At 55.5% G+C, this 14,997-nt stretch carries 18 protein-coding genes; 17 read left to right on the forward strand and 1 reads right to left on the reverse strand.

Annotated features, from left to right (window positions below; genetic code table 11):
- Positions 1–40 precede the first annotated feature (40 nt).
- The 6 genes from H7U36_RS00485 to H7U36_RS00510 all read left to right on the forward strand — a co-directional run bounded on the left by H7U36_RS00485 (position 41) and on the right by H7U36_RS00510 (position 5,382).
- Complete coding sequence (locus H7U36_RS00485) at positions 41–1,204, forward strand: iron-containing alcohol dehydrogenase (RefSeq protein WP_242842805.1); 1,164 nt, start codon at positions 41–43, stop codon at positions 1,202–1,204.
- A 141-nt stretch (positions 1,205–1,345) separates the two neighbouring features.
- The gene (locus tag H7U36_RS00490) at positions 1,346–1,783 is read left to right on the forward strand and encodes a GNAT family N-acetyltransferase (RefSeq protein WP_138303046.1); all 438 of its coding nucleotides are present in this window, start codon (positions 1,346–1,348) and stop codon (positions 1,781–1,783) included.
- A complete protein-coding gene (locus tag H7U36_RS00495) occupies positions 1,783–2,223 on the forward strand; it encodes a pyridoxamine 5'-phosphate oxidase family protein (RefSeq protein ID WP_138303069.1) in 441 nt (146 codons plus the stop codon). The genes H7U36_RS00490 and H7U36_RS00495 overlap by 1 nt, the downstream gene beginning before the upstream one ends.
- 24 nt (positions 2,224–2,247) lie before the next feature.
- A complete protein-coding gene (locus H7U36_RS00500; protein WP_205147606.1) occupies positions 2,248–2,391 on the forward strand; it encodes a hypothetical protein in 144 nt (47 codons plus the stop codon).
- A gap of 334 nt (positions 2,392–2,725) precedes the next feature.
- A complete protein-coding gene (locus H7U36_RS00505; protein ID WP_033124875.1) occupies positions 2,726–3,325 on the forward strand; it encodes an HD domain-containing protein in 600 nt (199 codons plus the stop codon).
- Positions 3,325–5,382 (forward strand): HelD family protein, encoded by a 2,058-nt coding sequence (locus tag H7U36_RS00510; RefSeq protein ID WP_191493222.1) that lies wholly within the window; start codon positions 3,325–3,327, stop codon positions 5,380–5,382. Before H7U36_RS00505 ends, H7U36_RS00510 begins: the two co-directional genes overlap by 1 nt.
- Here H7U36_RS00510 and H7U36_RS00515 read toward each other — a convergent pair.
- Complete coding sequence (locus H7U36_RS00515) at positions 5,352–6,680, reverse strand: MATE family efflux transporter (protein ID WP_191493221.1); 1,329 nt, start codon at positions 6,678–6,680, stop codon at positions 5,352–5,354. The two genes, H7U36_RS00510 and H7U36_RS00515, sit on opposite strands and share 31 nt — an antisense overlap.
- A 172-nt stretch (positions 6,681–6,852) precedes the next feature.
- On the opposite strand from H7U36_RS00515, the gene H7U36_RS00520 reads away from it, so the two are divergent.
- The 11 genes from H7U36_RS00520 (at position 6,853) to H7U36_RS00570 (ending at position 14,940) form a co-directional block, all read left to right on the forward strand.
- A complete protein-coding gene (locus H7U36_RS00520) occupies positions 6,853–7,416 on the forward strand; it encodes a DUF4854 domain-containing protein (protein ID WP_191493220.1) in 564 nt (187 codons plus the stop codon).
- 96 nt (positions 7,417–7,512) lie between these two features.
- A complete protein-coding gene (locus tag H7U36_RS00525) occupies positions 7,513–8,106 on the forward strand; it encodes an HD domain-containing protein (protein ID WP_033124879.1) in 594 nt (197 codons plus the stop codon).
- Positions 8,107–8,154: 48 nt separating this feature from the next.
- Positions 8,155–8,757 (forward strand): flavin reductase, encoded by a 603-nt coding sequence (locus H7U36_RS00530; RefSeq protein ID WP_191493219.1) that lies wholly within the window; start codon positions 8,155–8,157, stop codon positions 8,755–8,757.
- 67 nt (positions 8,758–8,824) lie between these two features.
- A complete protein-coding gene (locus H7U36_RS00535; protein WP_191428870.1) occupies positions 8,825–9,112 on the forward strand; it encodes a YabP/YqfC family sporulation protein in 288 nt (95 codons plus the stop codon).
- Positions 9,113–9,143: 31 nt separating this feature from the next.
- A complete protein-coding gene (locus H7U36_RS00540) occupies positions 9,144–10,433 on the forward strand; it encodes a sporulation protein YqfD (RefSeq protein ID WP_243426664.1) in 1,290 nt (429 codons plus the stop codon).
- Positions 10,420–11,418 carry a PhoH family protein gene (locus H7U36_RS00545; RefSeq protein ID WP_033124881.1) on the forward strand — a complete coding sequence of 333 codons (999 nt, stop codon included), beginning with the start codon at positions 10,420–10,422 and terminating at the stop codon, positions 11,416–11,418. Before H7U36_RS00540 ends, H7U36_RS00545 begins: the two co-directional genes overlap by 14 nt.
- Positions 11,419–11,913 (forward strand): rRNA maturation RNase YbeY, encoded by a 495-nt coding sequence (gene ybeY / locus H7U36_RS00550; RefSeq protein WP_033124882.1) that lies wholly within the window; start codon positions 11,419–11,421, stop codon positions 11,911–11,913. It abuts the gene before it with no gap.
- Between the two features lie 21 nt (positions 11,914–11,934).
- Positions 11,935–13,596, forward strand: coding sequence for a putative polysaccharide biosynthesis protein (locus H7U36_RS00555; protein ID WP_191493217.1), 1,662 nt, complete (start codon positions 11,935–11,937; stop codon positions 13,594–13,596).
- A gap of 57 nt (positions 13,597–13,653) precedes the next feature.
- Complete coding sequence (locus H7U36_RS00560; protein WP_033124884.1) at positions 13,654–14,058, forward strand: hypothetical protein; 405 nt, start codon at positions 13,654–13,656, stop codon at positions 14,056–14,058.
- Positions 14,059–14,180: 122 nt separating this feature from the next.
- Positions 14,181–14,402, forward strand: coding sequence for a DUF896 domain-containing protein (locus tag H7U36_RS00565; protein WP_033124885.1), 222 nt, complete (start codon positions 14,181–14,183; stop codon positions 14,400–14,402).
- Entirely contained in the window at positions 14,380–14,940 is a 561-nt protein-coding gene (locus H7U36_RS00570; RefSeq protein WP_191493216.1) for a 5-formyltetrahydrofolate cyclo-ligase, read from the forward strand. The genes H7U36_RS00565 and H7U36_RS00570 overlap by 23 nt, the downstream gene beginning before the upstream one ends.
- The last annotated feature ends 57 nt before the right edge of the window (positions 14,941–14,997 follow it).

Consider the following 14,997-nt stretch of genomic DNA (forward strand, 5'->3'; position numbering starts at 1 on the left):
ATTTGTTTAGAATGGAACAGAGAAAGGATGGAGAGCTATCATGATGACAATATTCAGCCATTATCTCCCGGTCAATCTGATCTTCGGAGCCGGGAAGACCGAAGTACTGGGAGAGGAGGCCGCGAAATACGGGCGAAAGGCCATGATCGTGACGGGGAGAGGCAGCACAAAGAGATCCGGGCTCCTGGACCGGGCGAAAGCGCTGCTGGAAAAAGAGGGGATGGAGGTGACTGTCTTTGACGAGGCGGAGCCCAATCCCCTTGCATCCACCGCTATGCGAGGCGCCGCCATCGCCAGGGAGAAGGGCTGCGATGTGATCGTGGGTCTTGGAGGGGGAAGCATCATGGACTGCAGCAAGGCGGTGGCCTTTGCGGCCTGCAATGAGGGACCGATCTTCGACTATATCTATGGGGTGAAGAAAGGCGCCGGCGCACTGCCTCTTGTCCTTGTGCCCACCACCTGCGGGACAGGCAGCGAGGGCAACTGCTTTGCCGTGCTCACAGAGGACGAGACAAGGGACAAAAAATCTTTGCGGGACAACGCGGTCATCGCTAGGGCGTCCATCGTTGACCCGGAGCTGATGACCACCATGCCGGCTCATGTCCTGGCGTCCGTTGGATTTGACGCCCTTTGCCACTGCATGGAGGCCTATATGAGCAAAATCTGTGACCCGATCACGGAGATCATGGCTCTGGAGGGCATCCGCCTCATCGGCGGAAATCTGGTGAAAATCTATGAGGAGAAGAAAAAAGGGCTCACAGACCCAGCTGCCATGGACATGGATGCCTGGAGCGCTGTCTGCCTGGCCAGCACATACGGCGGCATGGTCATTAACCAGGCCGGGGTGACTGCGCCCCACGGGCTGGAGCATCCGGCCAGCGGCATGCGCAACATCACCCACGGCAGGGGCCTGGCAGCCCTCACTCCGGTCATCTACAGGCGCACCGTAGAGGCGGCTCCGGAGACATTTGCCGTCATCTCAAAATGTCTGGGAGGCGCGGATGAGAAGGACTGCGTGGCTGTCATCGAGGCGCTCCTGGACAGCCTGGATCTTCGGACAACTCTCTCGGCGGAGGGCGTCCTTCCGGAGGATGTGGAGTGGATGACAAAGAACGCTTTCAAGGTCTCCGCGGCCGGACTCCAGAACCACCCCAAGGTGTTCACGGAGGAGGAAGTAGCCCAGATCTACCGGGAAGCGCTGTAAGGATAGAGCGGCCCGGAAAAAGACAGCATAGATAAAGAAAGTATAGATAAGGCAGTATGGTTGAGTAATCCTCTCTGATGCAGTATAATACGGTGTCAGAGAGGATTTTTTTTGATTGCGGAAGGGGTGCAAGAGGAGAGGATGATCAGAAAATTTGAAGAGAGGGATCTGGAGACGGTCATGGGGCTCTGGCTGGAGGGCAACCTGCAGGCCCACAGCTTTATCACGGAGCGGTACTGGAAGGACAACCAGGAGCTTGTAAGAGACCTGCTGCCGGGAGCTGACCTCTACGTGTACGAGGAGGAAGAGGCAGGCCGCCCGGACGGATTTATCGGTCTTAGCGGGGACTATATAGAGGGGCTCTTTGTGCGGGGTGAGAAGCGGTCAGCCGGTATCGGCGCCGCCCTCCTGGATTTCGCAAAGAAGGGCCGCGGCGCTCTCACCCTCCGGGTATACCAGAAAAATGAGCGGGCCGTGAGGTTTTATCTGAGAAACGGGTTCCGCATCCGGCAGGAAGGGCTGGATGAGGGGACCGGAGAAAAAGAGTATGAGATGGAGTGGAAAGGAGAGGGAAGATGATGAGAGATGCCCAAAAGACGATAGGAAATATGGCGGACAGGGCGGGAAACTGCTTTATAAGCTACATAGACAGTGAGGGATTTCCGGTGACAAAGGCCATGCTGAAGCCAAGGCAGAGGGAGGGCATCAGGATCTTCTGGTTTTCCACCAACACATCCTCCAACAAGGTGAAATGCTTCCGGGATAACCCGAAAGCCAGCCTCTACTTTATGGACAGGCGCTATTTCAGGGGCGTCAGCCTGTCCGGCGCAGTGGAGGTGCTGGAGGATCCGGAGGTGAAGGAGCGGCTCTGGCAGGAGGGAGACACGCTGTTCTACAAGGAGGGCGTGACAGACCCGGACTACTGCGTGCTTAAATTTACGGCGGAGAAGGGGCGCTATTACAGCAATATGAAGTCGGAGGATTTTGAGGTTTCAGATTGGCAAAGCAATACCGATTAGAATTTCTGGAAAGGAATCGTTGTAATGAGCGAATTTAAAGACTTTTTGAATGAACAATTAAAAGAGGATGAATTTCGAAAAGAGTATGATGCATTACAGCCTGAATTTGACATTATTCGAGCGATTGTAGAAGCGAGAACATCACAAAATCTAACGCAAAAAGAATGAGCTGATGGCATGGGGATGGATTTAAAGCTTTCTTTTGTCCCCCAAAAGCATATGTAAAAAGTAAAAATCAGCATTTACAAAAGATGAAAGGTTGTCCATCTGGTTGAGGACAACCTTTTTTGGCTCTCAAAACAGATCGCTGTGCGTGCCGATCCTTGAGAGTGTTAGGTATACCGGCAATTCGGAAAATGAATTATAAGTCTTATAACCAGCGGGATAAATCCTGCACAATATAAATGTAGAGTATAATATACATCTGGATACCAGCGGCGGCATCTGGTATAATAACATTTAAACTTACCAGACTACATGGAAGAAAGGCAGGCTAGAACAAATGAAGAGCAATCTGACAAGAGAGGAAGCGCTGGAGCTTCTGAGGACATATAACAAGGAACCCTTCCACATTCAGCACGGTCTGACAGTGGAGAAGGTGATGCGCTGGTACGCCCGGGAGCTGGGATACGGCGATGAGGAGGAGTACTGGGGGATCACAGGGCTTCTCCACGATATCGACTTTGAGCTCTACCCGGAGGAGCACTGCCAGAAGGCGCCGGAGCTTCTGCGAAAGGCCGGAGTGGGGGAGGATATGATCCACTCTGTGTGCTCCCACGGCTACGGCATCTGCTCGGACGAGGAGCCCTCCTGCGAGATGGAGAAGGTTCTCTTTGCGGCGGATGAGCTGACGGGACTGATCTGGGCGGCGGCCCTGATGCGCCCCTCAAAGAGTGTGTCGGACATGGAGGTGTCCAGCGTAAAAAAGAAGTTTAAAGACAAGCGGTTTGCTGCCGGCTGCTCCAGGGATATCATACGGAAAGGGGCGCAGATGCTCGGGTGGGAGCTGAATGAACTGTTTGAGAAGACGCTCCTGGCCATGAAGTCATGCGAGAAGGAGATACAGGAGGAGATGACAGCTATTAACGGAGAAGAGGAGTAATGAACAGAAACGAACAATACACAGAAGGCATTTCTTTTCTTGAGGAAGTTACGCAAAAGCTGAAAAACAGAATAGAGAAGCTGGATCAGTCCATTCTGGCCGGACAGAAAGATATTGAGAGTATGCACGACTACTACTGGGAAAACTACACGGAGATGGACCAGTATGGGTATGAGGACTATGATAACCAGCAGGCCCTCCTGAACCAGACCAACGCCAACAATGAGCTTCTCCTCAAGAGAAGACGGTTCCGGAGGATGCAGGACTCCCCCTTTTTCGGGAGAGTGGATTTTGTCTACGAGGGCGAGGACGAGGCGGAGATCTTCTACATTGGGATAGGAAACTTTGCCGAGGACACGGGCATGACCCCTCTCATCTACGACTGGAGGGCGCCGGTCAGCGGCCTTTTCTATGATTATGACAGGGGGCCTGCCTCCTACCAGGCGCCGGCCGGCGTCATGGAGGGCGAGATCACCGCGAAAAAGCAGTACAAGATCCGGAAGGGAAAGCTTATTTACGCCTTTGAGAGCGATACAAAGATAGACGACGAGATACTGAAGGCGGAGTTGGGAACAAACGGGGATGTGAAGCTGAAAAATATTGTCAGCACGATCCAGCGGGAGCAGAACGCTATTATCCGCAACACGGAGGATAAGATCCTGGCCATCCAGGGCGTGGCGGGGAGCGGCAAGACATCTGTGGCACTCCACCGGATCGCCTACCTTCTGTATCATGACAGGGACAATCTGAAATCATCGGACGTGCTGATCCTGTCGCCTAACAGCGTCTTTGCGGACTATATCTCCCACATCCTGCCGGAGCTGGGGGAGGAGCCGGTGCAGGAGATGAGCTTTGACCTGTTTGCCTACAAGGAGCTGAAGGGTACAGCCGCTGACTGCGAGGACCGGTGGCATCACCTGGAGCGGGTCATGAAGTTTCCGGATGAGGAGAGGGAGCGGATCTACAAAGAGAAGCAGTCGGAGGTGATGGCTGCCCAGATGGAGGGGTTTCTCGCCATTCTGGAGGACAGCCTGCTGGACTTTAAGGACATTGAGTTCAAGGGACTGAAGAAGACGGAAAATGAGCTCATCCAGCTGTTTTATTTTAAATTCCAGGACATTCCTCTCCTGAAGCGGATGGACGCAGTGATGGAATACTTTGTGGACGAGTTCGAGACCCTCAGGGACAGGGATCTCTCCGATGAGGAGAGGGAGTATGTCCAGGAAAAATTCGACCGCATGTATGTGACAAAGGACATCTACAGGATTTACAACTGGCTCATGGAGGACTGCGGCTATCCCCTCCTGGCGGACGTGCCCTGTGAAAAGAGAGTGCTGGAGTATGAGGACGTGTTCCCCATGCTGTATCTCAAATACAGGCTTCTTGGCAGAGGGGCCCACAGGCGGGTGAAGCATCTTGTTATAGACGAGATGCAGGACTATTCTTACATCCAGTACCTGATCTTGGCGGAGCTCTTCTCCTGCAGCATGACCATACTGGGGGACAAATTCCAGACTATGGACGACCATGTGCAGGATGTCCTTTCCTTTCTGCCGAAGGTGTTCGGGAGAAAGGTGAGGAAGATCGTCATGGACAAGAGCTACCGGAACACAGTGGAGATCGCCTCCTACGCGGCCCGGCTCAACGGAAGCCAGGTGCCCGGACTGCTGGAGAGACATGGAAAAGAGGTGGTGGAGGCGTCCTTTGAGGATCTGGAGAAGCTCCTCGCAGGTGTGGAGGCCAATCTGCGCCTCCAGGGAGAGGACGGCTTTGAGACGGCCGCCGTGCTGGCCATGACTGAGGAGGAGGCATGGGAGATCAGCCAGCTTCTGAAAAAGAGGGGCCTTTCCGTGTCCTACATTGACAGGGACAGCAGCTCCTTTAAGCCGGGGCTGACAGTGACTACCTTCTACCTGGCCAAGGGGCTGGAGTTTGATCAGGTGTTCACTGTGTGGGACAAAAAGAAGGAGAACCCTCTTCTTGGGCAGGCAAAGTATATCTGCGCCACCCGGGCTCTCCATGAACTCTATATGTTTGAAGAAGACAGCTCCTTTTGATAGATGCAGATGCCCACTGCCATGGTGACAAGCTCTGCGGCCGGGAAGGCCAGCCAGATGCCTGTGCTGCCCAGAAAGAGAGGCAGGATGTAGGCAAAGGCGATGACCAGGATGCACCCTCTCAGGAGGCAGAGGAGAAGGGAACGCCCTGCCTTTGCCACGGACTGGAAGTAGCAGATGAACACCATGTTGACTCCCAGAAACAGAAAGCCGGTAAAATAGATGCGCACGGCCGGGGCCGCCAGAGTCAGGATCTCCCGGCTCGGGTTCAGGAAAATGTAGGTGAAAAGGTTCGGCACGGCAAGCCCCAGGACCACAGGGATGGCGCAGATCACAAGGGAGGTGCGCAGGGACAGGGACTGTACCTTCTGTATACGCTCCGCAAGGCCCGCCCCGTGGTTGATGGACAGGATGGGCTGGGCCGCCTGCTCGATGCCCTTGCACAGGCAGATCACTACCAGGGCTGTGTTGCTGATGATGCCGTATACCGTGACGCCTGTGTTGCCCAGATACCGGATGAGCTGCAGGTTGAAGAAGAAAATGGTGAACCCTGAGGCCGCCTCAATGACGAAGCTGGTAAAGCCGTTTGCGAAGATCCTGCCCATGAAGACCGGGCGAAAGCCCTTCAGGGTGAACCTGAGCTGATTTTTCTTTGTGAAAAAATGTGTGCACAGGATGAGCACCGTCAGCGTGGAGCCGGTGACAGTGGCCAGAGCGGCTCCCGCCATTCCCATATCCAGGGGAAAGACGAAGACAATGTCCAGGATAATGTTTGTCACGCCGCCTGCGATGACGCCGCACATGGCCAGCCTGGGCGCTCCGTCGTTCCGGATGAAGGTCTGGAGAAAGGCGGAGAAGAAGTAGGTGCCCATGCCCCAGATGATGTAGGGAATATAGTCCATGATGTAGGGCATAGTCTCCTCCGTGCCGCCCAGGAACAGGGCCAGGTCCTCCATAAAGGCCGTACACAGGACGAGGCAGACAAGGAACAGGACTATGTTCAGGAGCAGGGCAGCGGTAAAGCAGGCGTTCCCCTCCTCCCTTCGGCCCTTCCCGCGACAGATGGACATGAGGACAGACCCACCCACCCCGGACAGAAGGCCCAGGCCGAAAAATACATTGTAGATGGGGAGGGCGATGTTGAGGGCCGCGAGGGCTGTCTCCCCCAGCCGCTTTCCTATGATAATGGTGTCTGCCAGCACATAGATGGATGTGACCATGGTGCCGCAGATGGCCGGGACAAGGTAGTGGAAAAAGAGCTCCCGGACCGGTTTTGCTATAAATTCGTTTGTGTTCATGTTCAAATAACCTCTCTGTTTAAGAATGTCACCGAATAGTCTATCATATACATACTGAAATGGAAAGAACGGAGAAAAATTCCGAATATTACGGCGAAAACACGCCGTTTATTGACAATATTTCCCTTCCGCTATAAGATGAATACAATATCTTTATGAGGAGGACATGCATATGAGGAGGAAGATTACGGGAAGACTCCTGTGCAGTCTGCTGGCCCTTGCGCTGGCCTTCTCCTCCGCGGGCTGCGGGGCCGGGGAAAAAGCTGACCGGGAGAGGGAGCAGGCCCGGGCGCAGGAGGAAAAGCGCCTGGAGGAGGAAGAGCGAAAGGCGGCCCGGGAGGCCGAAAGAGCGGCAGAGGAAGCGCAGGAGGCGGCAGAGCAGGAGCCCTATTATCTCTACGACAGCATGGAGGAGTATGTGGCCTCAGATCTGATGCAGAACATCCTGAACAGCACGCTTGAAGATATCAGGACGGATGAGATCGACTTTGCGCTCAAAGGTGAGGGCAACCGCCTGATTTATGAGTACACCTACACGACTCTGGCTATGACAGAGGAGATGAAGCCTCTGATGGAGCAGGAGATGGATCAGCAGGACGAGGCATTTCAGTCTGTGGCGGACTCCCTGACGGATGTGGTGGGCGTGCAACAGCCCACAGTAGTGGTGCGGTATCTGGATATGAACGGGGCCCAGATCGCGGCACGGGAATACCCGGCCCGGCAGGACGCCCAGTGACAGCTGTGGAACCTGTTACAGGAAGATGCCCAGTGACAGCATGCCGCGGCGCCCGGCGGCGATAAGACAAAATGACAAAAAGGAAGGATGACAGCCATGGATCAGGAACGAATAGAGAAGCAGTTCTCTTTTATCCGGGAGATTGACCGGGAAAAATTGATCGGGAGACAGACCTATCTGTCGGACGGAAAGAGAAAGGAGAATGACGCAGAGCACGCCTGGCACATGGCCGTCATGACAATCCTCCTCTCGGAGTACGCCAACGAGAGGATCGATGTGCTCAAAACAGTCACCATGCTTCTCATCCACGATATTGTGGAGATTGACGCGGGGGACACCTACGCCTACGATGAGGAGGCGAAAAAGACCCAGAAGGACAGGGAGCGGAAGGCCGCGGAGAGGATTTACGGGCTGCTGCCCTCTGACCAGGGGGAGAGGCTGAAGGCGCTGTGGGAGGAATTCGAGGCATGCGAGACGCCGGAGGCCAGGTTTGCCCGCTGTATGGACAACCTACAGCCCATGATGCTCAACGCCGCCACAGACGGAAAGGCCTGGGTGGAGCACCAGGTGGAGCTGTCTCAGATCCTGGGAAGGAACAGAAACACCCACGCCGGCTCGGAGGAGCTCTGGGAGTACGCAAGGAAAAACTGGATCGATCCCAATGTGGAAAAGGGACGCATACGGGAATAGTCATTTGCAAAAAATAAAAGATAGAACAGTAGTAGGAGGAAAAGGAAGATGGATATGACTGCAATGTTTAAACTGAGCTACGGGCTTTTTGTAGTGACTGCAAAGGAGGGGGAGAAGGACAACGGCTGCATCACCAACACAGCGGGGCAGGTGACAGACACGCCAAATCGGATCACGCTGACTGTGAACAAGGGAAACTACACTCATGATATGATCCTGCGCACCGGTGTGTTCAATGTGTCTATCCTGTCTGAGAAGGCCTCCTTTGACACCTTTAAGCATTTCGGCTTCCAGAGCGGAAGAGACGTGGACAAGTTCGCAGACTACGCTGCGGCAGAGCGCTCCGCCAACGGGCTGTACTACATCACAGAGGGGACCAACGCCTACCTTTCCGCAAAGGTGGTGGACACTATGGATCTGGGCACCCACACTCTGTTCCTGGCGGACGTGACAGACGGGGAGGTGCTGGATGGCGCGGCTTCAGCCACCTACGCTTACTACCACTCCAGCATCAAGCCCGCCCCTGCAAAGGAGAAGAAGACAGGCTGGAGATGTAAGATCTGCGGCTACATCTACGAGGGAGAGGAGCTGCCCGCTGACTTCACCTGTCCTGTCTGCAAGCACGGGGCAGCGGATTTTGAGAAGATCTGACCGGAGAGCGCATAGAGGAGAAATGCCCCGCATAGACTAGGTATAAAGCTATGTGGGGCATTTCGGCATGAAAAGAGAGCAAAAGGATGAGGATATGCTGCTTCGCAGCCGCATAGCGGATGCGGCGGAGGTGCCTAGGGAGCTGCTTTTGTCCCTTCCGGTCCTGACTGCCACGGGAAGGCAGGAGATCCGGGTGGAAAATTACCGGGGCATACAGGAGTACACCCAGGAGCTGATCCGTATCAACACGAGGAGCGGCCAGATCCGGCTGACCGGGAAGCGGCTGTCCATAGAGTATTACACGAACACAGAGATGAAGATCACCGGGCTGATCAGCAGTATTGAATATAAATGACAGATGGGAGGATGTGCAGTTGATCAGGTCTATGATCCGATATATAAAGGGATACCTTCTGATACGTGTGGAGGGATACTCGCCGGAGCGCTTCCTCAACGCCTGCAGCCATCGGGGGATCGCCCTGTGGGGCCTTCGGTCCGCCGGGGGAGCCTACGAGATGTACATGGCGCTGAAGGATTTCAGAAGAATTAAGGCGCTTGCGAGGAAGACAGGGACAAAGGTGAGGGTCAAGAGGCGGTATGGCCTTCCTTTTTTTTTACACAGATACCGCAAGCGGAAGCTCTTCTTCGCAGGCGCCTTTCTTGCGGCGGCTCTGGTGTACGTCCTCTCCCTCTTCATATGGGAGATCGATATCCGGGGCAATTCCAGGAGGACGGATGAAGCGCTCCTTGCGTTCCTGCGGGCTGAGGACATTCACTGCGGGATGACCGCGGGGAGCGTGGACTGCGAGGAGATCGCCCGCGACCTGCGGGCAGCCTACAGCGATATTGTGTGGGTCTCCGCCTCTGTGCAGGGGACAAAGCTGGTGATCCAGGTCAAGGAGAACAATCACCTGTCCGCAAAGACCCAGGGGAATCTGCAGGACGCGGGAGAGGCAGGGCAGGGGGAAGAGGGGACGGACCTGGCGGCGCAGGAGGACTGCACCATCCTGTCCATAGTTACCAGAAAGGGGACGCCCCTTGTCCATGAGGGGGATCAGGTGAAGAAGGGGGATATCCTCGTGAGCGGCAGGGTGGATCTGAAGGACGATGCGGGGGAGGTGACCGGGTACAGGTACTGTCAGGCCCAGGCGGACATTACAGGGGAATACCAGATGCCCTACGAGGACACTGTGGCAAGGGAGTACAAAGAGCGCACCTACGAGTACGACAAAGGGAATATCAGGATGCAGGAGGAGTATTTCCTTCAGGCCGGGAGCTGGACCTTTACCCTCGGATGGCTGAAAAACAGCTACCGGGAGTATGAGTACCATGTGGAGGAGAGACAGCTTATCCTGGGAGAAAATTTTTCCCTGCCCGTGTTCATTGGCAAGAGGACCGCAGTGCCCTGTCAGGTCGCCTCGGAGAGCTACACGGACAGCCAGCTTCAGCAGATCCTCAGCAGACGCTTTGAGCGGGCCTGCCGGGAGCTGAAAAAAAAGGGACTGGAAATTACAGAGAATGATGTTAAAATATACACAGAGCAAAATGCGGCCTGTGCCAGGGGTACACTGACTGTGAGGGGGCCTGTGGCGGGGGAAGTCCCCACCCGGATCCTGCCTGATCCCCAGGTGGCAGACCAGACAGAAAGGGAAGACCAGACGAATGGGAATGAATGAACTGACCATCGATATTCCGGCTGAATACCAGATGCATGTGTTCGGCCAGTTTGACAGCTTTGCAAAAAAGATAGAGCGCACTCTCCGGGTGACGCTGATCCCCCGGGGAGATACGGTGAAGATACTGGGAGAGGAGGGGCAGGCCAATAAGGCCAAAAGTGTTCTCATGCAGCTGACAGAGCTTGCAAGGAGGGGCAATGAGATCCGGGAACAGAACGTGGACTACACGCTCTCCCTCTCTATGGAGGACCAGGAGGACCGGGTGCTGGAGATTGACAAGGACATGATCTGCCACACCCTCCAGGGCAAGCCCATCAAGCCCAAGACCCTGGGCCAGAAAAAATATGTGGATGCCATCCGCCAGAAGATGATCGTCTTCGGGCTGGGGCCTGCGGGAACAGGAAAGACCTATCTGGCCATGGCCATGGCTATTACGGCATTTAAAAATAATGAGGTGGGCAGGATCATTCTGACCCGGCCGGCCATCGAGGCGGGAGAGAAGCTGGGCTTTCTGCCCGGTGACCTGCAGAGCAAGATCGACCCCTACCTGCGGCCGCTCTACGATGCCCTGTACCAGATCATGGGGGCGGAGAGCTTCCTGAAAAATTCAGAGAAGGGGCTCATCGAGGTGGCGCCTCTCGCCTACATGAGAGGACGGACCCTGGACAATGCCTTTATCATACTGGATGAGGCCCAGAACACCACGCCGGCCCAGATGAAGATGTTCCTGACCCGCATTGGCTTTGGCTCAAAGGTGGTCATCACCGGGGACGCCACTCAGAAGGATCTTCCCTCCGGACAGACGTCGGGGCTGGACGTGGCCGTCAATGTAGTGAAGAATATTGACGACATCAGCATCTGCCATCTGACCAGCAGGGACGTGGTGCGCCATCCCCTTGTACAGAGGATCGTCAAGGCCTACGAGGAGTATGAGTCAAAGGCGGAGTCAAAGAAAAACAGAGGAAGAGACAGAAGGAGAAAATAGATGTCACTGTATTTTGAGGAGGAGGGGGCACTGCAGCTGCCCCTTCCCTGTGAAGAACTGGCAAAGAGGGTTATCGATGCGGCCCTGGACTATGTGGGCTGCCCCTATGAGGCTCAGGTGAACCTGCTCCTTACCACAAATGAGCAGATCCATGAGATGAACCTGCAGTTCCGGGGGATCGACAGGCCCACGGACGTGCTCTCCTTCCCCATGGTGGAGTACGGGGAGCCGGGAAATTTTGATTTTCTGGAGGAGAGGGAGGACTGCTTTGACCCGGAGAGCGGGGAGCTTGTGCTGGGGGATATCGTGATCTCCAAGGACAAGGTGCTGGAGCAGGCGCAGGCCTACGGCCATTCGGCCGAAAGAGAATTTGCTTTCTTAATCGCCCATTCTGTGTTACACTTAACAGGATATGACCATATCGGGGAGGATGAGCGCCTCGTTATGGAAAAGAAGCAGAGGGAGATACTGGAACAACTCCAGATTTTACGATAAGAAAAGATATGGAGCAATATTATGTCTAAGAAAAAAGGAACCAATTTTCTGGCCCAGGGGACCATTCTGGCCGCCGCTGCTATGATCACAAAGGTGGTGGGGCTTGCCTACCGCATCCCCCTGACCAATATCATGGGCAGCGAGGGAAACGGCTACTACGGCGTTGTCTTCCAGGTGTACAGCCTGGCTCTGATGCTCACGTCCTACAGCCTTCCCATGGCGGTGTCCAAGCTGGTGTCAGCCAGGGTGGCTACAGGACAGTACAAGAACGCCTACCGGGTGTTCCAGGGGGCCATGGTGTTTGCCCTGGTGGCCGGGGGCGTGGTGACAGCCATTGTGTTCTTCGGCGCCGGATTTATCTCCACAGATATACTGAAGATGGGGATGAGCGTCTACGCCCTGCGGGTGCTGGCGCCCTGTATCCTGATCGTAGCGTTCCTGGGAGTCCTGCGGGGGTTTTTCCAGGGCTACGGGACCATGATACCGACAGCGGTCTCCCAGGTCATTGAGCAGCTCATCAATGCCATTGTCAGCGTTGTGGGAGCCTACCTTCTGATGCAGACAGGGCGGGCCATGGCAAGCGGCGAGGACAAGGAGATGTACGGCGCTGCCTTTGCGGCTGCCGGCGGAACGCTGGGTACGGTCATCGGCGCGCTGACAGCGCTTCTCTTCCTGGTGTTTGTGTTTGCGGCCTACAAGACAAGGCTGAAAAGGCAGATGAGGCGGGACAGGACCAGACGGCTGGAGAGCCGGGGGCAGGTGTACAAGGTGCTGCTCTTTACCATCGCGCCTGTCATCCTGAGCGCCACAGTCTACAATATCAGCAACATTGTGGACCAGACCATGTTTTCCAATATCATGTCCGCTCAGGGGATGGCGGAGAGAGAGTACTCCTCTCTCCTGGGCATGCTGAACGGCCAGTATGATACTATGACCAACATCCCCCTAAGCGTGTCCAGCGCCCTGGCGTCATCCTTTATCCCCAGCCTGGTGGCCACCATCCAGACCGGGAACCGCAGGCAGATCCACAGCAAGATCAACATGGTGTCCCGGTTCAACATGATGATCGCCATTCCCTGCGCAGCCGGTTTTATCGCTCTGGCAGGGCCCCTTCTGGACCTTTTGTACTTTACGCAGGACAATGCCATCCCGGCTCTGATGCTGCGGATCGGCGGCATTTCCGTGGTATTCTTCTGTCTGTCCACAGTGACCAACGCGGCATTGCAGGGACTGGACGAGATGGGGAAGCCTGTGAAGAACGCGGCCATTTCCCTTGTGATCCACGTGGCAGCCCTGTTTATTATGCTTGTTGTCTTTAAGTGGGGGATCTACTCTATCCCGGTCAGCAAGATCATATTCGCGGCGTCCATCTGTATCCTGAACGCCCACGACCTGCGGGAGACCTGCGGGTATGTGCAGGAGCAGAAGCAGACCTTTGTGATCCCGGCCATCGCGGCTGTGATCATGAGTATCGTCTCTCTCCTTGTACACCTGCTCGGGGTGCTGTTCATCGGCGAGATGCCGGCCACTGTGCTGGCGGTGATCGCGGCTGTGGTCGTCTACGGCATCAGCCTGGTGGGGCTGGGAGGCATTACAGAGGAGGAGCTGCTTGCTGCCCCCAAGGGAGCCACCCTTGTCACCGTCTGCAGGAAGCTGCATCTGATCAGGGGCAGATACCGCTAGGCTGTGTATAAATTGTGGAAAATATGCCGATACTTTACTAAAAAAGGAGTTGTCCTTATGAAGAAAAAGTTGAGTATCGGTTTTTTCACTGCCGCCCTGGCGGCCTTCATTGTGCTGGCCGCCGCTTATCATTTCACCTACGAGAGGGCGGTGGAGCGGGCCCGGGAAGAGGTGGCCCTCTCCGGGCAGGAGGAAGAGAAGACGGAGGAAGGGCAGAGCGGACAGGCCGTGACCACGGAGGGGGATGCGGTCAAGGGAGACGCTGCCACAGAGGACGCCTACTATCTGATGGAGGTCAACGGGTATGTGGTGGTATTCCTGAGCGACAAGAAGACAGCCTACGACTACACAAGCATTGAGGTGTCCTCCCTTCCCGCCACTTTGCAGAATGAGATCAAGAACGGAAAATACATCGAGAGCACGGAGCTCCTGTACAGCTTCCTTGAGAGCTACTCCAGCTAGGGACTATTCCCGCAGAAGGGCGGCTCCGGCTGAGAGCGATTTCGGTCAAAGGCTGCTTCAGACAGGGACGCGGGCCTTCGAATTCTAAGAACATACAGAGGAAGAAATCAGAGGAAAAAGAAATGGATGAAAAAAAGATAAAAAGGATCAACGAGCTCTACCACAAGTCCAAGGCAGAGGGGCTCACTGACGCGGAGAAGAAGGAGCAGCAGCTCCTGCGGCAGGAGTACATCGCGTCCGTGCGGGAGAACCTGCGGGGACAGCTCAACAATATTTCCATACAGGAAAAGGACGGTTCCATCACGGACCTGGGGAAAAAGTATGGACGGAAAAAAGGAAATTAGGCGGCGGCTCCTGGGACTGCGGGAGAAGCTGGATGGGCAGGAGTGGCAGGAGAGGACGCAGGCGGCCTTCCGGAGGGCCGTGTCCCATTCCTGGTTTCAGGCGGCGAAGACCATCTACTGCTATGTGGATTTCCGGGGAGAGACAGGGACGAGGGCCATTATGGAGAGGGCCTGGGAGCTGGGAAAGGCGGTGGCTGTCCCCAGGACCTGCGGGGAGGAGATGGACTTTTTCTACATCCGCTCCCTGGAGGAGACGGCCCCCGGTAATTTCGGCGTCAGGGAGCCGGATCCGGAGAGATGCAAGGTGGCGGATGGCCGGGACGGCCTGGTGATCCTTCCGGGCAGCGCCTTTGATCTGAGGGGGCACAGGATCGGCTACGGGAAGGGCTACTACGACAGGTATCTGGAGGCTCATCCGGGGCTTTTGACCATGGCCCTGGCCTTTGACTTCCAGGTGCTTGAGGAGATCCCCCACGAGCCACACGACAGGAGGGCCCAGGTGATCGTCACCGACAGGCGGACCGTGGAGGTCAGATAAAAGAGGCGGGTAAGAGAGCAGACAGACTGTACAGAAATATGATTGTGAAAAAGGAGA

Source organism: Faecalicatena fissicatena (assembly GCF_016900595.1).
Taxonomy (GTDB): domain Bacteria; phylum Bacillota; class Clostridia; order Lachnospirales; family Lachnospiraceae; genus Claveliimonas; species Claveliimonas intestinigallinarum.